The organism is Pseudomonas sp. BT-42-2 (assembly GCF_025847435.2).
In the GTDB taxonomy this organism is placed as follows: Bacteria; Pseudomonadota; Gammaproteobacteria; order Pseudomonadales; family Pseudomonadaceae; genus Aquipseudomonas; species Aquipseudomonas urmiensis.
Genome location: NZ_JAOYTM010000020.1, coordinates 1 through 18,418 on the forward strand (window position 1 = coordinate 1; position 18,418 = coordinate 18,418).

The window sequence follows — 18,418 nt, forward strand, 5'->3', positions numbered from 1 at the left end:
CATCAAGCCAGCAGACACCCCGCTATCTCGATAACCCCACAATACCTGTGGGAGCGGGCTTGCCCGCGAAGAGGCCAGCACAAGCACCGCCAACCCTTGCCACATCCAGAAACCATCAAGCCAGCAGACACCCCGCTATCTCGATAACCCCACAATACCTGTGGGAGCGGGCTTGCCCGCGAAGAGGCCAGCACAAGCACCGCCAACCCTTGCCACATCCAGAAACCATCAAGCACTCGCGACCTGCATGTGAGCCGCTACTTTCCAGGAGGTATTCACTTTCAAGGAAGATCCAAATGTCCCTCGCCGAGTCCTATCTACTTCGCCGTGGTCGCTTTTCCGAGCCAGGCAGACGCTATCTGTTGACCACCGTCACCTCCCAGCGCAATCCGCTTTTTCGTGATTTTCACAGAGCTCGGCTGGTGGTCCAGCAGATGCGCCAGGCCGATCTTGAGCATGCTTGTCAGTCTCTAGCCTGGGTAGTTATGCCGGACCATGTGCACTGGCTGTTCGAATTGAAGGCAGTGACGCTGGGCACACTGATGCGCAGGTTCAAGTCACGCTCAGCTATGGCCTTGCGCAAGACGGGTATTGAGTGCCAGCCGATATGGCAGCCTGGGTATCAGGACCGTGCGCTGCGCAAGGAGGAAAGCGTGCGCGCCGTGGCCGAATACATTGCACATAATCCTGTGCGTGCCGAGCTGGTGGAGCACATTGGTGATTATCCGCATTGGGACAGTGCTTGGCTGTGAAGTGGCGGTGCGGCCTTCGCGGGCAAGCCCGCTCCCACAGGGTCCAATATCACTGATGAAATTGAGTGGTATCAGGCTGGAGCAAGGTCCAGCACAACTGATGAAAAATGAGTGGTATCAGGCTGGAGCAAGGTCCAGCACAACTGATGAGCATCATCACTTTTGACGTTGCGCCGGAGCAGAGAACGCCGAACCGCCGCTTAGGGCCGCAGTGCGGCCCTAAGCGCGTGGGTCAAGCCGACGCGGCAGCCGGAGACGGGCGCTTGACCTGTGGCTGCGAGAAGTTCGCCGCAGCGCCTTCCTCGATAGCCTGCTGGATCGCCTTGCGACGATGTTCTTCAGCGCGGCGGCTGAAGTACCAGACCATGAAGGTCACCAGCGACACCGACAGCAGAATCAAGCTGGCCACGGCGTTGATCTCAGGCTTGACGCCCAGACGCACCGCCGAGAACACTTCCATCGGCAAGGTGGTCGAACCTGGCCCCGAGACGAAGCTGGCCAACACCAGGTCGTCCAGCGACAGGGCGAACGACATCATGCCGCCCGCCGCCAGCGATGGCGCGATCATCGGGATGGTGATCAGGAAGAACACCTTCCACGGCTTGGCACCCAGGTCCATTGCCGCTTCTTCGATCGACAGGTCCAGCTCGCGCAAGCGCGCCGACACCACCACCGCCACATACGCCGCACAGAACGTAGTGTGGGCAATCCAGATGGTGACGATGCCGCGCTCCTGCGGCCAGCCGATCATCTGCGCCATGGCCACGAACAGCAGCAACAGCGACAGACCGGTGATCACCTCAGGCATGACCAGCGGTGCGGTCACCAAACCACCGAACAGCGTGCGGCCCTTGAAGCGGGTCACGCGGGTCAGCACGAAGGCCGCCAGGGTGCCCAGCGCCACAGCGGCGATCGCCGTGTAGCAGGCGATCTCCAGCGAGCGCATCACCGAGCCCATCAGCTGCGAGTTGTCGAGCAGGCCGACGTACCACTTGATCGACCAGCCGCCCCACACCGTTACCAGCTTGGAGGCGTTGAACGAGTAGATCACCAGAATCAGCATCGGCAGGTAGATGAACAGCAAGCCGAGCACCAGCATCAGCTTGGAGAAACTGAAGCGCTTCATGCCCTGCCCTCCATCTCTTTGGCCTGGCTGCGGTTGAACAGCAGGATGGGCACGATCAGGATCGCCAGCATCACTACCGCCAGCGCCGACGCTACCGGCCAGTCACGGTTGTTGAAGAATTCCTGCCACAGCACTTTACCGATCATCAGGGTTTCCGGGCCGCCAAGCAGCTCAGGAATGACGAACTCGCCCACCACCGGGATGAACACCAGCATGCAGCCGGCAATGATGCCGTTTTTCGACAGCGGCACGGTGATCTTCCAGAAGCTGTTGAAGGTGCTCGAACCCAGGTCAGAGGCGGCTTCCAACAGGCTCTGGTCGTGTTTGACCAGGTTGGCGTAGAGCGGCAGGATCATGAACGGCAGGTACGAATAGACCACGCCGATGTACACCGCCAGGTTGGTGTTGAGGATCTGCAGCGGCTGGTCGATCAAGCCGATCCACAACAGGAAGCTGTTGAGCAGCCCGTTGTTGCTGAGAATGCCCATCCAGGCATATACGCGGATCAAGATCGCGGTCCAGGTCGGCATCATGATCAGCAGCAACAGCACGGTCTGGCTTTCTTTGCGCGCGTTGGCAATGGCATAGGCCATCGGGTAGCCGATCAACAGGCACAACAGGGTGCTGAAGAAGGCCATCTTCAACGAGCCCAGGTAGGCCGAGATGTACAGCTCATCCTCGGTCAACAGGCCATAGTTGGCCAGGTTGAGGACCAGCTGGATCTTGTCTTCGACGTAGCTGTAGATCTCGGTGTACGGCGGGATCGCCACGTCGGCTTCGGCGAAGCTGATCTTCAGGACGATGAAGAACGGCAGCATGAAGAACAGGAACAGCCAGATGAACGGCACGCCGATCACCAGGTGCCGTCCCTCCGGGACCAGGCGCTGGAAGGCTCGCTTGAGCTTGCGAATTTTCATGAGCGCAGTACCACGCCGCTGTCATCTTCCCACCACACGTACACTTCATCGCCCCAGGTTGGTCGGGTGCCCTGGCGCTCGGCGTTAGCCACGAACGACTGTACGACCTTGCCGCTCGGCAGCTCGACGTAGAACACCGAGTGACCACCCAGGTAGGCGATGTCGTGAACCTTGCCGCGCGACCAGTTGTGCTCGCAGGTCGGCTGTTGGGTGGTGACCAGCATCTTCTCCGGACGCAGTGCGTAGAGGATGTGTTTGTCCTCGACCGAGGTGGTCACGCCGTGGCCGACGTAGATCTTGCGCTCAAGCTCAGGGCTGGCGATCACCGCGTGGCCTTCGGCGTCGTCGACCACTTCACCTTCGAACAGGTTGACGTTGCCGATGAACTCGCAGACCAGGCGGCTGGTCGGGGTCTCGTAGATGTCGATCGGCGAGCCGATCTGGGCGATCCACCCCAGGTGCATGATGGCGATGCGCTGGGCCATGGTCATGGCCTCTTCCTGGTCGTGGGTCACCATCACGCAGGTTACCCCCACGCGCTCGATGATCTCGACCAGCTCCAGCTGCATCTGCGAGCGCAGCTTCTTGTCCAGCGCACCCATCGGCTCGTCGAGCAGCAGCAGCTTGGGACGCTTGGCCAGCGAGCGAGCCAGGGCTACCCGCTGACGCTGGCCACCGGAAAGCTGGTGCGGCTTGCGCTTGGCGTACTGGGTCATGTGGACCAGCTTGAGCATCTCGGCCACACGGGCTTCGATCTCGGCCTTGGGCATCTTGTCCTGTTGCAGGCCGAAGGCGATGTTCTGCGCCACGGTCATGTGCGGGAACAGCGCGTAGGACTGGAACATCATGTTGATCGGCCGCTCGTAGGGCGGCATGTCGGTGATGTCGACACCATCGAGGAAGATCCGACCTTCAGTCGGACGCTCGAAGCCGGCCAGCATCCGCAGCAAGGTCGACTTACCGGAGCCGGAGCCACCGAGCAGAGCGAAGATCTCGCCTTTGCGGATTTCCAGGGACACATCGTCCACGGCAATTGTTTCGTCGAATTTCTTCGTGACCCGGTCGATCTTGACCAGCACCTGCTTGGGTTGCTGGCCACCCTCGAGGGCTTTCTTATAGGCACCGGAGGCAACTGCCATGAGTGAAACTCCCAACAAGATTTTTAAGCCCGCCCTTGGCGTGGCGGGTCTGGATGATTATTTGCCCGACTTGACCTTGGTCCAGCTGCGGGTCATCAAACGTTGCACCTTCGGCGGCAACTCACTGTTGACGAACATCTTGTCCAGCACTTCCTGCGGTGGGTAAACCGCGGCGTCAGTCCTCACGGCCTGGTCCATCAGGTCGCCAGCCTTGGGGTTCGGGTTGGCGTAACCGACGTAATCACTGACCTGGGCGATAACCTCAGGTTTCAGCAAATAGTTGATGAAGGCGTGCGCCTCTTTGAGGTTCTTGGCGTCCTTAGGAATCGCCAGGACATCGAACCAGAGGTTGCCGCCTTCCTTGGGAATCGCGTAGGCCAGGTTGACGCCCTTCTTGGCTTCTTCAGCACGGGCCTTGGCCTGGAAGATATCGCCGGAGAAACCGGCGGCGACGCAGATGTCGCCATTGGCCAGATCGGTGATGTACTTCGAGGAATGGAAGTAGGTCACGTAGGGACGCACGGCCAGCAGCTTCTGCTCGGCCTTTTCATAGTCCTTGGCATTGGTGCTGTTCGGGTCCAAGCCCATGTAGTTGAGCACCGCCGGCAGCATTTCGTCCGCCGAGTCGAGGAAGGCCACGCCGCAGGTGGAGAGCTTTTTCATGTTCTCGGGCTCGAACAGCACCGCCCACGAATCGATGGTGTCTACGCCCAGCACCGCCTTGACCTTGTCGACGTTGTAGCCGATGCCATTGGTGCCCCACAGATAAGGCACGGCGTACTGGTTGCCCGGATCGTTCTTTTCCAGACGCTTCATCAGCGCAGGATCCAGGTTGGAATAATTGGGCAGCAGATTCTTGTCGAGCTTCTGGAACGCGCCCGCCTTGATCTGCTTGCCGAGGAAATGGTTGGACGGCACCACTACGTCATAACCGGTGCGACCGGCCAGCAGCTTGCCTTCCAGGGTCTCGTTGGAATCGAAGACGTCTTGCACCGGCTTGATCCCGGTTTCTTTCTCGAAATCGGCGAGGGTGGTCGGCCCGATATAGTCCGACCAGTTATAGAAATGCACCGTTGGCGCCGCTTGGACGCTGCATGCCAGCGTCAGGCCCGCTCCAGCCATCAAGGCTTTGCGAAATACAGAAATAGACAAGTGGATGCTCCTCACAATCAGTGCATTCAGTGACGGTGTGCCGTAGTAGTAAGCCGCGCCGTACACGCGAAACCGGCGCGCAACTTACCGTTGCAGCCTCGATGCCGCAAACTTATTTGCCTTACAGCCACCCTGAGCCGGAGAACCCCGGCGCAGAGGGCTTGAGCACAGGCTTACTTGCCCGACTTGATCTTGGTCCAGCTCCGGGTGATCAGGCGCTGGGCTGCAGCTTCTGGAGCGGCAATGGCGTACAGCTGCTTTTTCACGTCGGCTGGTGGATAGATGCTTGGGTCGTTGGTGATGTCTTTGTCGACGAACTGGGTCGCGGCCTTGTTGCCGTTCGGGAAGCGCACGGCATTGGTGATCTCGGCCATGACTTCAGGCTGCAACAGGAAGTCCATGAACTTGTAGGCGGCTTCCTTATGCTCGGCATCCTTGGGAATGGCGACCATGTCATAGAAGGTGCCGGCACCTTCTTTAGGAATGATGTAGTCCAGCTTGACCTTGTCACCGGCCTCGTGGGCACGGGCCTTGGACTGCTCCAGGTCACCGGAGTAGCCGACCGCTACGCAGATGTTGCCGTTGGCCAGGTCACCGATGTACTTGGACGAGTGGAAGTAGGTGATCGAAGGACGGATGCTCAGGAACAGGTCTTCAGCAGCCTTCAGGTCTTCCTTGGTCGTGCTGTTGCTCGGCTTGCCCAGGTAGTGCAGCGCAGCCGGGAGCATTTCGGTCGGCGCATCCAGGAAGCTCACGCCGCAGCTCTTGAGCTTGGCGATGTTCTCTGGCTTGAACACGGCGTCCCACGAGTCGATCTTGTCCACGCCCAGCGCGGCCTTGACCTTCTCTGGGTTGTAGCCAATGCCGATCGAGCCCCACATGTAGGGGAAGGCGTATTTGTTGCCCGGGTCGCTGGCGTCACCGACGGCCTTGAGCAGGTCTTGGTCGAGGTTCTTCCAGTTCGGCAGCTTGGAACGGTCCAGTTCTTCGTAGACGCCAGCCTTGATCTGCTTGGCCAGGAAGTTGTTGGACGGCACGACCACGTCGTAGCCCGACTTGCCCGCCAGCAGCTTGGCTTCGAGGGTCTCGTTGCTGTCGAAGACGTCGTACTTGACCTTGATACCAGACTGTTTCTCGAACTTGGCGATGGTGTCCGGCGCGATGTAGTCCGACCAGTTGTAGACGTTCAACACCTTATCTTCAGCCTGAACAGCAGTGGCCATGGCACCCATCAGGGCTGCGGCCAGCAACGTCTTGCCCATTTTCTTCATGCGTCATGCTCCAGATTTTTTTAATTAGCCATCCGTTCAGCTGCCAGGTCCCGCAGTACACGCGTTGGGCGACTGAAACAGTCGCTAGTCTGGCAAGTTACAAGGCGCTGTTTCAAGGAAAGCAAGGCCTTGTAACCGCTTAATGTCACAACGCTAGCGTAGCAGGTGGTCATTTCACCGCTTGGAGGGTCAAGTCCAGGCATTTACGTGCCTTTTCCACCAGCTCGTCGATCTCGGCATGGCTGATCACCAGCGGCGGCGCAATGATCATGGTGTCGCCTACCGCGCGCATCACCAGGCCGTTCTCGAAGCAGAAGTTTCGGCAGATCATGCCCACGCCCTTGCCCTCGTAACGGCTGCGAGTCGCCTTGTCCTTGACCAGCTCGATCGCGCCGAGCAGGCCCAGGCCGCGCACTTCGCCCACCAGTGGGTGGTCCTGTAGCTCACGCAGACGTTTCTGCAAATACGGTGCCGCTTCTGTCTTGGCTTTCGCGACAATGTTCTCGTCACGCAGAATGCGCAGGTTTTCCAGGCCTACCGCCGCCGCCACCGGGTGGCCGGAATAGGTGAAGCCGTGGTTGAAATCGCCGCCTTCGCTGAGCACCTTGGCCACAGTGTCACGCACGATCACACCGCCCATGGGGATGTAACCGGAGGTCAGGCCCTTGGCGATGGTCATCAGGTCGGGCTTGAGGTCGTAGTAATCGGAGCCGAACCATTCGCCGGTACGGCCGAAGCCGCAGATCACTTCGTCAGCGACGAACAGGATGTCGTACTTGGCGAGGATCTCTTTCACCTTCGGCCAGTAGGTTTGTGGCGGAATGATCACCCCGCCAGCGCCCTGGATCGGCTCGGCAATGAAGGCGGCGACGTTGTCTTCGCCGACCTCGAGAATCTTTTTCTCCAACTGCTCGGCAGCCCACACGCCGAAATCGTCCGGGCTCATCTCGCCGCCTTCACCGAACCAGTACGGCTGCGGGATATGCACGATCCCCGGGATCGGCAAGCCGCCCTGCTCATGCATGCCGCTCATGCCACCGAGGCTTGCGCCAGCAACGGTGGAGCCGTGGTAGCCGTTGATGCGGCCGATGATGGTCTGCTTGTGCGGCTTGCCCTTGAGTGCCCAGTAATGGCGGACCATGCGCAGCACGGTGTCATTGCCTTCGGAGCCGGAGCCAGTGAAGAACACATGGGTCATGCCCTTGGGGGCCACGTCGGTGATCGCCTTGGCCAGCTCCAGCGCGGGCGGGTGGGCGGTCTGGAAGAACAGGTTGTAGTACGGCAGCTCGCGCATCTGCTTCTCGGCCGCTTGCACCAGCTCATCACGGCCATAACCGACCGCCACGCACCACAGCCCAGCCATGCCGTCGAGGATCTTGTGCCCCTCGCTGTCCCACAAATGCACGCCCTGGGCCTTGGTGATGATGCGCGGACCTTTCTCTTTCAGCTGTTTGTAGTCGCTGAAAGGCGCCAGGTGGTGCTCACTGCTCAGGGTTTGCCAATCACGGGTTTGCGGGTTGTTGACGCTCATGTGCTTCTCCGTTTTGCGACAGCCGCGCTCCTGCGGCCCCAGGGTTGATCAGACGGCAAACAGCAGGAACTCACGTTCCCAGGAGCTGATTACCCGTTTGAAGTTTTCATGCTCGGCGCGTTTGGTCGCGACGTAGCCGGTAATGAATTTCTTGCCCAGGTATTTCTCCAGGTCCTGGCAGTTCTCCATTCGCTCAAGGGCATCTTCGAGGGTCAGCGGCAGGCGCAGGTTGCGCCGCTCGTAACCCCGACCCTGGACCGGCGCACTCGGGTTGATGCCTTCGACCATGCCGATGTAGCCGCACAGCAGGCTGGCGGCAATCGCCAGGTAGGGGTTGGCGTCGGCGCCCGGCAGGCGGTTTTCCACCCGGCGATTCTGCGGACCGGCATCGGGCACGCGCAGGCCCACAGTGCGGTTCTCTTCGCCCCACTCGACGTTGACCGGCGCCGAAGTGTCGGGCAGGAAGCGGCGGAACGAGTTGACGTTGGGGGCAAACAGCGGCAGCACGTAGGGGATGAACTTCTGCAGGCCGCCAATGTGGTTGAGGAACAGTTCACTCATGCTGCCATCTTCATTGGAGAAGATGTTCTTGCCGGTGTGCGCATCGACCACGCTCTGGTGCAGGTGCATGGCGCTGCCGGGCTCGCCGGTCATGGGCTTGGCCATGAAGGTGGCGGCGACGTTGTGCTTGAGCGCGGCCTCGCGCATGGTGCGCTTGAACACCAGGATCTGGTCAGCCAGGTGCAGGGCGTTGCCGTGACGGAAGTTGATCTCCATCTGCGCCGTGCCGTCTTCGTGGATCAACGTGTCGAGGTCCAGCTGCTGCAGTTCGCACCAGTCGTAGACGTCTTCGAACAGCGGATCGAATTCGTTGGCAGCCTCGATCGAGAACGACTGGCGGCCGGTTTCCGGGCGGCCCGAACGGCCGACTGGCGGTTGCAGCGGGAAGTCCGGGTCTTCGCTGCGCTTGGTCAGGTAGAACTCCATCTCTGGCGCGACAATCGGCTGCCAGCCCTTGTCAGCGTAGAGCTTGAGCACTTTCTTCAATACGTTGCGCGGCGACAGCTCGACCGGATTGCCCTTCTTGTCGTAGGTGTCGTGGATAACCTGGGCGGTCGGTTCGATGGCCCACGGCACGAGAAACACCGCGTTCTCGTCGGGGCGGCAGATCATGTCGATATCGGCAGGATCCAGCAGCTCGTAATAGATGTCATCGTCGACATAGTCGCCGGTCACGGTCTGCAGCAATACGCTCTCGGGCAGGCGCATGCCTTTTTCGGCGATGAACTTGTTGGTCGGCGAGATCTTGCCGCGGGTGATGCCGGTCAGGTCGCTGATCAGGCATTCCACTTCGGTGATCTTGTGCTCTTTCAACCAATCGGTGAGCTGGTCGAGGTTGTTACTCATAAATACCTCAGGAGGTAAGGTGGCCCGGCTGGAGTATGTCGGGCGCTACTGACGCCTGGCGTCGATCAAGGTGGACGCTGCTCGGCTGCAATGGCCGCAGCAGACCCACGCATTGATTCTGGATGCACTGCCGTGGCAAAGCAAAGCGGCGCGCGCAGGACGTCACTGGATACCCGCGCAAGGCGTGTGTCCATGAAGCATTCGAAGGGCAGGAAAAACGAAAGGCGTGCAGTAAACTGCTACTTAAGGTGAATGGACCGTGCCGACCGTCAATTATTGCGGCCAGGGCATCGACGTCTACGGCGCTGTGCGCGAAGACCTTGCGGCGAGCGGAACGGGTACCTGTATGCGCTGCGCAGGCAGCACGTGCAGGTCGCGGCAAGCGGACCATGTGACCCTCGTATTATTGTGTTTTGGGTTGAGGCCGAGCTTAGCCTTGTTCATTTTTTTACACAACATCTCCGTAAAAAATAAAACACGGCCCGCGTGAGATAACCCTTCCGAGGCAAAATAGCGGATAATGGCACGCCCCGATATGCAGCAAATCGGCCGTCGATGTGCCATTTCAGGGCATCATGGGGTTGGCTTGACTTCAGTAGTTCTTTCCGATTGACTGAGGTTGCAAGCCCCCCTTGATTGATATTTTTAACAACAAAGGTGTTGCATCATGTCGGTACCCCCGCGTGCCGTTCAGCTTAACGAAGCGAACGCGTTCCTTAAGGAACATCCTGAGGTTCTCTACGTTGACCTTCTGATTGCAGATATGAATGGTGTGGTGCGCGGCAAGCGCATTGAGCGCACCAGCCTCCACAAGGTTTACGAGAAAGGCATTAACCTGCCGGCCTCCCTCTTCGCCCTCGACATCAACGGCTCTACCGTTGAAAGCACGGGCCTGGGTCTGGACATCGGCGATGCGGACCGCATCTGCTATCCGATCCCTGACACGCTGTCCAACGAGCCCTGGCAAAAACGCCCGACCGCGCAGTTGCTGATGACCATGCACGAGATCGAAGGCGAGCCGTTCTTCGCCGATCCACGTGAAGTGCTGCGTCAGGTCGTGAGCAAGTTCGATGAACTCGGCCTGACCATCTGCGCCGCTTTCGAGCTGGAGTTCTACCTGATCGACCAGGAGAACGTGAACGGTCGCCCACAACCGCCGCGCTCGCCGATTTCCGGCAAACGCCCACAGTCGACCCAGGTTTACCTGATCGACGACCTCGACGAATACGCCGACTGCCTGCAGGACATCCTCGAAGGTGCCAAAGAGCAGGGGATTCCGGCCGACGCCATCGTCAAGGAAAGCGCCCCGGCGCAGTTCGAAGTCAACCTGCACCACGTTGCCGACCCGCTCAAGGCCTGTGACTACGCGGTGCTGCTCAAGCGCTTGATCAAGAACATCGCCTACGACCATGAAATGGACACCACCTTCATGGCCAAGCCCTACCCGGGCCAGGCAGGCAACGGCCTGCATGTACACATTTCCGTGCTGGACAAAGATGGCAACAACATCTTCACCAGCGAGGATCCCGAGCAGAACGCCGCGCTACGTCACGCTGTCGGCGGTGTGCTCGAGACCCTGCCCGCGTCGATGGCGTTCCTCTGCCCGAACGTCAACTCGTACCGCCGTTTCGGCGCTCAGTTCTACGTGCCCAACGCGCCGAGCTGGGGCCTGGACAACCGTACCGTGGCCCTGCGCGTACCCACCGGCTCGCCGGACGCCGTGCGCCTTGAGCACCGTGTAGCCGGTGCCGATGCCAACCCGTACCTGATGATGGCGGCCGTGCTGGCAGGCGTGCACCATGGTCTGACCAACAAGATCGAGCCAGGCGCGCCAATCGAAGGCAACTCGTACGAGCAACTCGAGCAAAGCCTGCCGAACAACCTGCGCGATGCCCTGCGCGAGTTGGACGACAGCGAGATCCTCAACAAGTACATCGATCCGAAGTACATCGACATCTTTGTCGCGTGCAAGGAGAGCGAGCTGGAGGAGTTCGAGCACTCGATCTCTGACCTCGAGTACAACTGGTATCTGCATACCGTGTAAATGAAAACGCCGTCTTCTCAGACGGCGTTTTTCATGGTGCGCTTTGTGTCGTGTGTCTGGGGCTGCGAAGCAGCCCCAATACAGGCAGCGCTGAGACAATGCCTAGCACTGCCCCCCCCGCTTAGATCGACTTCTCGAAAATCTTCGAATTACGCTGGAAGTTGTACAGCGACGCCCGCGCCGCCGGCAGCCGCTCGACGCCGCTTGGCTCAAAGCCGCGCTCGCGGAACCAGTGCGCCGTGCGCGTAGTCAGCACGAACAGGGTTTTCAACCCCACCGCCCGCGCCCGCGCCTCGATCCGCTCCAGCAGATCATCGCCGCGCCCGCCATGACGGTACTCCGGGTTCACCGCCAGACACGCCAGCTCCCCCGCTTCGGAATCAGCAATTGGATACAGCGCCGCACACGCGATGATCATGCCGTCGCGCTCGACCACGCTGAACTGCTCGATCTCACGCTCGAGCACTTCACGCGAGCGGCGCACCAGAATGCCCTGTTCTTCCAGCGGGCTGATCAGCTCCAACAAACCGCCGACATCCTCGATAGTCGCCTCACGGACAATCTCGAACTGCTCCTGGGCTACCAGCGTGCCGCCACCGTCGCGGGTAAACAGCTCGGTGAGCAGCGCACCGTCATCGGCATAACTGACGATATGACTGCGCGCCACGCCGCCTTTGCAGGCCTCGGCGGCGGCATCGAGCAATTCACCCTGATAATCAGTACCGAGGCGGACCAGATGCGGCGCGACCTGCTGTGGCCGCAACTCACGCACCAGCCGGCCGTTCTCATCGAGCAAGCCCGGCTCGGCGCCAAACAGCAGCAGCTTGTCGGCGCCCAGCTCGATCGCAGCGCGGGTAGCGACGTCTTCGCAGGCCAGGTTGAAAATCTCGCCGGTCGGTGAATAGCCCAATGGCGACAGCAGCACGATGGAGCGCTCATCGAGCAGCCGGCTGATGCCTTTGCGGTCGATCCGCCGGACTTCACCGGTATGGTGATAATCCACCCCTTCCAGCACGCCGATTGGGCGGGCGGTGACCAGGTTGCCGGAGGCAACCCGTAGGCGCGAGCCCTGCATCGGCGAAGCGGCCATGTCCATCGACAGACGCGCCTCGATGGCCACCCGCAGGGCGCCGACCGCATCGATCACGCAGTCCAGCGTGGCAGCATCGGTGATACGCATGCCGCGGTGATAGTGCGGGGTCAGGCCGCGGGCCGCCAGGCGACTCTCGATCTGCGGACGCGAGCCATGGACCAGCACCAGGCGCACGCCAAGGCTGTGCAGCAGTACCAGGTCGTGGACGATGTTGCCGAAATTCGGGTGTTCGACGCCATCGCCAGGAAGCATGACCACGAAGGTGCAGTCGCGATGGGCATTGATGTACGGGGACGCATGGCGTAGCCAGTTGACGTATTCGGGCATGACAGAGCCTGTGGATAAGTGGACGGAGAACGGTCAAGGCGCACAACGTTCGAAAGTCATCGTCGGAACAGGCTTGCGGTCACGCGTACTCTCCTCTAGGCAGGAACGAATCAGGTCAATGGACGTTTAGCTCAGGCAATAGTGCCTGATCAGATCACGCAATAGACGCACGGTAGGCTCGATGCGTGACATTTCAAGGTACTCGCCCGGCTGATGGGCACAGGCAATGTCGCCAGGGCCCAGCACAATGGTCTGGCAACCCAGCTGCTGCAGGTACGGCGCTTCGGTGCCAAAGGCCACCGCTTCGGCGCGATGGCCGGTCAGGCGCTCGGCCACTTGCACCAGTTCGGCGTCGGCCGCTTGCTCGAACGGCGGCACCTCCGGGAACAGCGGTTTGTAGTCGATACGCACATCGAGCTGCTCGGCTAGCGGCACCAGTTTCTCGCGGATGGCCGCGCGCAGTTGCTCTGGGTCCATGCCCGGCAGCGGGCGCAGGTCGAACTCCAGCGCGCACTGGCCACAAATGCGGTTGGGGTTGTCGCCGCCATGGATACAGCCGAAATTCAGGGTCGGTGTCGGCACGCTGAACTGCGGATTACGGTAGGTCTGCTGCCATTGCTGGCGCAGGGCGATCATCTCGTCCATCACCGCGTGCATGGCTTCCATGGCACTGCGGCCCAGGCTTGGATCCGACGAATGGCCACTGCGGCCGAGAATCTCGATGCGCTCCATGAGGATGCCCTTGTGCATGCGGATCGGCTTGAGCCCGGTGGGCTCGCCAATCACTGCAGCGCGGCCCAGCGGCTGGCCTGCTTCGGCCAGGGCGCGCGCACCGGACATGGAGCTTTCTTCGTCACAGGTCGCGAGGATCAGCAGCGGCTGTTTGAAGTCATGCTCCAGCAGCGGCAGCACCGCCTCGATGACCAGGGCAAAGAAACCCTTCATGTCGCAGCTGCCCAGGCCGACCCAGCGATCACCGACCTCGGTCAGCTTCAGCGGGTCGGTTTTCCACAGCTGGGCATCGTACGGCACAGTGTCGCTGTGACCAGCCAAGACCAGGCCACCAGGACCCGTGCCACGGCTGGCCAGCAGGTTGAATTTGCCGGGTGTGACCTGCTGGATATCGCACTTGAAGCCCAGATCGCCCAGCCAGCCGGCCAACAGCTCGATGACCTGACGGTTGGACTGATCCAGCGCAGGCTGGGTACAACTGACCGAAGGCGCAGCGATCAGGGCGGCGAACTGGTCTTTCAGCGACGGCAACGGCATGCACGTACTCCTCAAAAGCGTGGGCTCATCATAACCCTGCATGCCGCTGGCCGAGCAAGCACTGTCGGGGCCGCTGCGCGCCCAGATATGCTTGAACCATCCACCACCTCAAATGAACCCTTGTGGGTGTACTGCTGTAGACTGCACACCACGATGCCCCCTCCTTCGAGCCAGCGATGCACAAAGAAACCGAACTCAAACTCCGCGCCAGCCGCGAGACCCTCGCCGCCCTGCGCGAGCACCCTTTGCTGAAGAAGCGCAACAAGTCCGGCTGGCAGACCCGCGAACTGCTCAACCAGTACTTCGACACCCCCGCGCGTGAACTGTCCGCCGCCCGTGTCGCGCTGCGCCTGCGCCGTGATGGCGATGTCGTCATCCAGACCCTCAAGTGCCGCGGCCAGAGCGTCGCTGGGCTGTCCGAGCGCAACGAGTACGAGTGGCAACTGGACAAAGCCAAGCTCGACCTGAAGAAACTCGACGCCAGCTGCTGGCCCGAGCAACTGGCCGAGCTCGACAAAAAAACCATCAAGCCACTGTTCACCACCGACTTCACCCGCGAGTTCGCCGAGATCTCCTGGGGCCGTGGCAAGGCCAAGGTCGTCATCGAGGCCGCACTGGATCAGGGCTTCGTCATCGCCGGCAAGCGCAAGGAAGAAATCTGCGAGCTGGAGCTGGAGCTGCGTGAAGGCGCACCTGAAGCGCTGTTGGAACTGGCCGCCGAACTGTCCGCCACCCTGGCCCTGATGCCCTGCGACATCAGCAAGGCCGAGCGCGGCTACCGCCTGCTTGAGCCAGACAGCTACGAGCTGGGCCTGCCGGGCGCCGAGCTGGATGCCGAAATGGCGGTGGACGACGCCTTTGCCGCGCTCGCCTGGCAACTGTTGGGCAGCAGCCAGCGTTTGGCCGAGCAGTATCGCCACAACGGCCATTGGAGCCTGCTCAAGGACTGGGTACGCTGCCTGGCAGAGCTGCGCGCCCTGGTCGGTAGCCTGGGCCAGGCGGCGCCGCGGCCAACCACCCGCGAGCTGCGCGCCAGCCTCGATGCACTGCTGGAAGACTGGCGCCCGCTGGTAATGGCCGGCAACGATGATGAAGACATTCGTCGCGCCGCCCCTGAGCAGTTCGCCGAAGAACTGGAAGACCCGCGCTGGGGCCAGTTCTCCCTGCAAACCTCGCGCTGGCTCACTGCCCGAGCCTGGACCGTCGAACGTAAAGGCCGTGGTGAACGCCAGGGCAAGGCGCAGCTGTCGAGCTGGCTGCAACACTTGCTCGGCGAAGAAGCCCGCGCCCTGAAGCTGCCACTGTATGTCCAGCGTCCGGAAGACCTGGCCGAGCAGCTACCGCGCATCGAGACCCTGCAAGCCTGGCTGCACCACGCCCGGCAAGTGCTGGACGTGCCTCAGCTGGACCGCCTCTACGGCGAGCTGAACAAGCTGCACCAGCTGGCTGAGCAGCCGCTGTCCGAGGACGAGGAGCAGTCTCTGGCGCTGCAGGACGCGCGCATCGAGCAAGCCCGCGCGATCGAACAGAACCGCGCCTGGAAGCACCTGCTCAAGTCACCTTCAACGCGTTAATGGCAAGCTGGTCGTGGACTTGATCTCGGACAAGGCCACGATCGAATTGACCTCCTGGATCCCCGGAACATTCGACAGCTTCTCGAAGAAAAATCGTTCGTAAGCTTCAATGTCCGGGGTGACGATGCGCAGTAAAAAGTCCACCGAGCCCATCAGCACGTAGCACTCCAACACCTCTGGAAATTCGCGGATCGCTTCGGTGAAGCCGGCGAAGTTCGAGCGCCCGTGAGCGTTTAGCTTCACTTCGGCGAAGATCTGCGTGTTCAGGCCGACCTTCTTGCGGTCGAGCAACGTGACCTGGCCACGAATGACCCCCTCCTCTTTCAATCGCTGAATCCGCCGCCAACACGGCGACTGCGAGAGGCCGACCCGCTCGGCGATCTGCGCGCTGGACAGCGACGCATCTTCTTGAAGCAGCTCAAGAATGCGCCGGTCGTATGCATCCAGCTCGGCTTGCATTGATAATTCTCCATATTGCCAAGTCACGAATCATTCAATCTGCCAACTTGGCAAATTGATCGAATCATAGCGAAAAAATACCGCTGCAAGCGTGGCAGAATTCTCCCATCCTGGTGGAGAACAGCAATGAACGCACTCGAACGGCCCGACACCCTTCCCCGCACCGACGCCTGGGCCGCCAGCGCCGCGCACAGCAGTGTGCGCTATCAGCTGCAGGCGGAGGCGGAGCCAGACAGCCTGTGCCGGGTGCTGAACCTATTTGCCTTGCAGTTTCTTACACCGACCAGCGTGCAGATGAGCCAGCAGGGGGATTGGCTGGATATCGAAATCGGCATTGGTGGCTTGAGCTGGCACCGCGCCGAGGTGATCGCGCAAAAGCTGCGTAACCTGGTGTGTGTGGCGGATGTGGAGCTGGTCAACCAACCGCAGCTTCACGAGCTGGCAGCCTGCTGATCTGCTCCAGGAGCGACTGCCTGCTGAACAGCTAGCCACTGGCGGCCTGCCGATCATCGTGGGAGCGGGCTTGCCCCGCGATAGGGCCGGCACTGCCCCGGTAAAATCCGGCAACTGTTCACCAACACTGTGCAACCACCGCCAGACTAGCCTTTCCAGGACTCCTCTCCTCGGCAAGGACGCCGCCAGCATGCACACCGCCACCAACCACGACCTCGACCTGAACCGCCTGCTCGACGCCCTGCTGGCCGAGCAGCGCCTGCAACCCAATGACGCCCTTCAGGTACTCGAACACCCCGCCCCAGCTGCCGACCATCCCCTGGAAACCATCGCCCGACTGGCCCTGGAAGACCGCCAGCACCCCGGCCAGCGCCTAGACCTGGACACCCTCTGCCAATGGCTTGCCGATAAGGTCGAGCAACCCTTCCTGCGCATCGACCCGTTGCAGCTGGACCTGTCGCGCATCAGCGCAGTGATGTCGCGCGCCTTCGCCAACCGCCACGGCATTCTCGCGGTAGCGGTGGACGATCACAGCGTCACTGTCGCCAGCGCCCAACCCTATCAACGCGAATGGGAGGCCGATCTTGCGCGCAGTCTGGGCAAGACCATCCAGCGCGTGCTGGCCAGCCCGCTGCAAATTCGTCAACTCGGTCAAACCCTGTTCCGCCTGGCGCACTCGGTACAAGGCGCAGGCTTGCAACAAGACCACGGGCTAGGCGAGCTGGAGCAGCTGCTCGAACTAGGCAGGCGCCAGGCTGAAGCCAGCGCGGATGACGCCCATATCGTGCACATCGTCGATTGGCTGCTGCAGTACGCCATCGAACAGCGCGCCAGCGATATCCACCTTGAGCCGCGCCGCGAGCAGGGCCGGCTGCGTTACCGGATCGATGGTCTGCTGCATACTGTTTACGCCTTTCCCGCCAGCGTGACATTGGCCCTGGTTAGCCGGATCAAGCACCTGGGACGGATGGACGTGGCCGAAAAGCGCCGCCCGCAAGATGGCCGCTTGAAGAGCCGCCTGCCAGGAGGCGCCGAGGTCGAGCTGCGTCTGTCCACGCTGCCTACGCCGTTCGGTGAAAAGTTGGTGCTGCGCCTGTTCGACCCAGAGCAATTGCACGAGAACTTCGATCACCTAGGCTTGGATGGCGAGTTGCTGCGCCAGTGGGAAGGTCTGCTCAGCCAGCGCCAGGGCATCATCCTGCTGACCGGGCCGACCGGCTCGGGCAAGACCAGTACCCTCTATGCCAGCCTCAAACGCCTGGCCACGCCTCAGGTCAACCTGTGCACCATCGAAGACCCCATCGAGCGGCTGGAACCGGCCTTCAACCAGCTGCAAGTCCAGCCCGGCCTGGACCTAGGCTTCGCCAACGGCGTGCGCGCGCTGCTGCGCCAAGACCCAGACATCATCATGATCGGTGAAATCCGTGACCGCGAAACCGCTCAGGTCGCAGTCCAGGCTGCACTTACCGGTCATTTGGTGCTGTCGACCCTGCACACCAACGACGCCTGCGGCGCGATCACTCGTTTGCAGGAGCTGGGCGTGGCCGATTACCTGATCAAGGCGACCTTGATCGGGGTCATGGCTCAACGCCTGGTGCGCACCTTGTGCATCGACTGCCAAGGTGCGGCAGGCCTGCACAGCACGCCGTGCCGGCTGTGCCGCGGCACCGGTTATCACGGTCGCACCGGGCTGTTCGAGTTGCTGGTGCCGGGCGCTGGCCTGCGCGCCAGTATCGGCCCGGACACTGACCTGGCCAGCTTGCGTCAGCAGGCCGTGCGCGAAGGGCTGCACGATCTGCGGCGCAGCGGTGAAGACAAAATCGCCCGTGGATTGACCAGCATGAGCGAGGTGCTGAGGGTCTGTAGCTGATGAAAAATCCCTTTGAAAAAGGGAACTTGGATGA

15 protein-coding genes are annotated in these 18,418 nt (G+C 61.2%); 5 read left to right on the forward strand and 10 right to left on the reverse strand.

Annotated features, from left to right (window positions below; translation table 11 throughout):
- The first annotated feature begins 296 nt into the window (after positions 1 to 296).
- On the forward strand, positions 297 to 752 hold the full coding sequence (locus OIU19_RS22180; RefSeq protein ID WP_264236807.1) for a transposase: 456 nt from the start codon (positions 297 to 299) through the stop codon (positions 750 to 752).
- A gap of 232 nt (positions 753 to 984) precedes the next feature.
- Here the strand turns inward: OIU19_RS22180 and OIU19_RS22185 are convergent, their stop codons facing one another.
- From OIU19_RS22185 to OIU19_RS22215, 7 genes are all read right to left on the reverse strand, one after another.
- Positions 985 to 1,878 (reverse strand): ABC transporter permease subunit, encoded by an 894-nt coding sequence (locus OIU19_RS22185; protein WP_186555863.1) that lies wholly within the window; start codon positions 1,876 to 1,878, stop codon positions 985 to 987.
- On the reverse strand, positions 1,875 to 2,795 hold the full coding sequence (locus tag OIU19_RS22190) for an ABC transporter permease subunit (RefSeq protein WP_264236808.1): 921 nt from the start codon (positions 2,793 to 2,795) through the stop codon (positions 1,875 to 1,877). The genes OIU19_RS22185 and OIU19_RS22190 overlap by 4 nt, the downstream gene beginning before the upstream one ends.
- Positions 2,792 to 3,934, reverse strand: a complete 1,143-nt coding sequence (gene potA / locus OIU19_RS22195; protein WP_186555861.1) for a polyamine ABC transporter ATP-binding protein — start codon at positions 3,932 to 3,934, stop codon at positions 2,792 to 2,794. The genes OIU19_RS22190 and potA overlap by 4 nt, the downstream gene beginning before the upstream one ends.
- Positions 3,935 to 3,991: 57 nt before the next feature.
- Entirely contained in the window at positions 3,992 to 5,086 is a 1,095-nt protein-coding gene (locus OIU19_RS22200) for a polyamine ABC transporter substrate-binding protein (RefSeq protein ID WP_186555860.1), read from the reverse strand.
- A gap of 173 nt (positions 5,087 to 5,259) precedes the next feature.
- Complete coding sequence (locus OIU19_RS22205; RefSeq protein WP_264236810.1) at positions 5,260 to 6,357, reverse strand: polyamine ABC transporter substrate-binding protein; 1,098 nt, start codon at positions 6,355 to 6,357, stop codon at positions 5,260 to 5,262.
- A 169-nt stretch (positions 6,358 to 6,526) separates the two neighbouring features.
- Positions 6,527 to 7,888 (reverse strand): aspartate aminotransferase family protein, encoded by a 1,362-nt coding sequence (locus tag OIU19_RS22210; RefSeq protein ID WP_264236811.1) that lies wholly within the window; start codon positions 7,886 to 7,888, stop codon positions 6,527 to 6,529.
- Positions 7,889 to 7,936: 48 nt separating this feature from the next.
- On the reverse strand, positions 7,937 to 9,295 hold the full coding sequence (locus OIU19_RS22215; protein WP_186555857.1) for a glutamine synthetase family protein: 1,359 nt from the start codon (positions 9,293 to 9,295) through the stop codon (positions 7,937 to 7,939).
- Between the two features lie 667 nt (positions 9,296 to 9,962).
- Here OIU19_RS22215 and OIU19_RS22220 point away from each other — a divergent pair.
- On the forward strand, positions 9,963 to 11,339 hold the full coding sequence (locus tag OIU19_RS22220) for a glutamine synthetase family protein (RefSeq protein WP_186555856.1): 1,377 nt from the start codon (positions 9,963 to 9,965) through the stop codon (positions 11,337 to 11,339).
- Between the two features lie 121 nt (positions 11,340 to 11,460).
- Here OIU19_RS22220 and argA read toward each other — a convergent pair whose 3' ends face one another.
- Both argA and argE read right to left on the reverse strand, forming a co-directional pair.
- Complete coding sequence (gene argA, locus OIU19_RS22225) at positions 11,461 to 12,759, reverse strand: amino-acid N-acetyltransferase (protein WP_264236812.1); 1,299 nt, start codon at positions 12,757 to 12,759, stop codon at positions 11,461 to 11,463.
- Positions 12,760 to 12,885: 126 nt separating this feature from the next.
- Positions 12,886 to 14,028, reverse strand: a complete 1,143-nt coding sequence (argE, locus tag OIU19_RS22230) for an acetylornithine deacetylase (protein ID WP_264236813.1) — start codon at positions 14,026 to 14,028, stop codon at positions 12,886 to 12,888.
- 176 nt (positions 14,029 to 14,204) lie between these two features.
- On the opposite strand from argE, the gene OIU19_RS22235 reads away from it, so the two are divergent.
- Positions 14,205 to 15,602: an inorganic triphosphatase gene (locus OIU19_RS22235; RefSeq protein ID WP_264236814.1), complete on the forward strand. Its 1,398-nt coding sequence runs from the start codon at positions 14,205 to 14,207 to the stop codon at positions 15,600 to 15,602.
- On the opposite strand, the gene OIU19_RS22240 is transcribed toward OIU19_RS22235, so the two are convergent.
- The gene (locus OIU19_RS22240) at positions 15,591 to 16,061 is read right to left on the reverse strand and encodes an Lrp/AsnC family transcriptional regulator (RefSeq protein WP_186555852.1); all 471 of its coding nucleotides are present in this window, start codon (positions 16,059 to 16,061) and stop codon (positions 15,591 to 15,593) included. The genes OIU19_RS22235 and OIU19_RS22240 overlap by 12 nt on opposite strands.
- 126 nt (positions 16,062 to 16,187) lie before the next feature.
- On the opposite strand from OIU19_RS22240, the gene OIU19_RS22245 reads away from it, so the two are divergent.
- Entirely contained in the window at positions 16,188 to 16,514 is a 327-nt protein-coding gene (locus OIU19_RS22245; RefSeq protein ID WP_264236815.1) for a hypothetical protein, read from the forward strand.
- Between the two features lie 190 nt (positions 16,515 to 16,704).
- The gene (locus OIU19_RS22250) at positions 16,705 to 18,384 is read left to right on the forward strand and encodes a GspE/PulE family protein (protein WP_264236816.1); all 1,680 of its coding nucleotides are present in this window, start codon (positions 16,705 to 16,707) and stop codon (positions 18,382 to 18,384) included.
- Positions 18,385 to 18,418: the final 34 nt, after the last annotated feature.

Coding starts and splice junctions, on each gene's coding strand:
- OIU19_RS22180 (WP_264236807.1), top strand. CDS start 297: ATGTCCCTCGCCGAGTCCTATCTACTTCGCCGTGGTCGCTTTTCCGAG.
- OIU19_RS22185 (WP_186555863.1), bottom strand. CDS start 1,878: ATGAAGCGCTTCAGTTTCTCCAAGCTGATGCTGGTGCTCGGCTTGCTG.
- OIU19_RS22190 (WP_264236808.1), bottom strand. CDS start 2,795: ATGAAAATTCGCAAGCTCAAGCGAGCCTTCCAGCGCCTGGTCCCGGAG.
- potA (WP_186555861.1), bottom strand. CDS start 3,934: ATGGCAGTTGCCTCCGGTGCCTATAAGAAAGCCCTCGAGGGTGGCCAG.
- OIU19_RS22205 (WP_264236810.1), bottom strand. CDS start 6,357: ATGAAGAAAATGGGCAAGACGTTGCTGGCCGCAGCCCTGATGGGTGCC.
- OIU19_RS22210 (WP_264236811.1), bottom strand. CDS start 7,888: ATGAGCGTCAACAACCCGCAAACCCGTGATTGGCAAACCCTGAGCAGT.
- OIU19_RS22215 (WP_186555857.1), bottom strand. CDS start 9,295: ATGAGTAACAACCTCGACCAGCTCACCGATTGGTTGAAAGAGCACAAG.
- OIU19_RS22220 (WP_186555856.1), top strand. CDS start 9,963: ATGTCGGTACCCCCGCGTGCCGTTCAGCTTAACGAAGCGAACGCGTTC.
- argA (WP_264236812.1), bottom strand. CDS start 12,759: ATGCCCGAATACGTCAACTGGCTACGCCATGCGTCCCCGTACATCAAT.
- argE (WP_264236813.1), bottom strand. CDS start 14,028: ATGCCGTTGCCGTCGCTGAAAGACCAGTTCGCCGCCCTGATCGCTGCG.
- OIU19_RS22235 (WP_264236814.1), top strand. CDS start 14,205: ATGCACAAAGAAACCGAACTCAAACTCCGCGCCAGCCGCGAGACCCTC.
- OIU19_RS22240 (WP_186555852.1), bottom strand. CDS start 16,061: ATGCAAGCCGAGCTGGATGCATACGACCGGCGCATTCTTGAGCTGCTT.
- OIU19_RS22245 (WP_264236815.1), top strand. CDS start 16,188: ATGAACGCACTCGAACGGCCCGACACCCTTCCCCGCACCGACGCCTGG.
- OIU19_RS22250 (WP_264236816.1), top strand. CDS start 16,705: ATGCACACCGCCACCAACCACGACCTCGACCTGAACCGCCTGCTCGAC.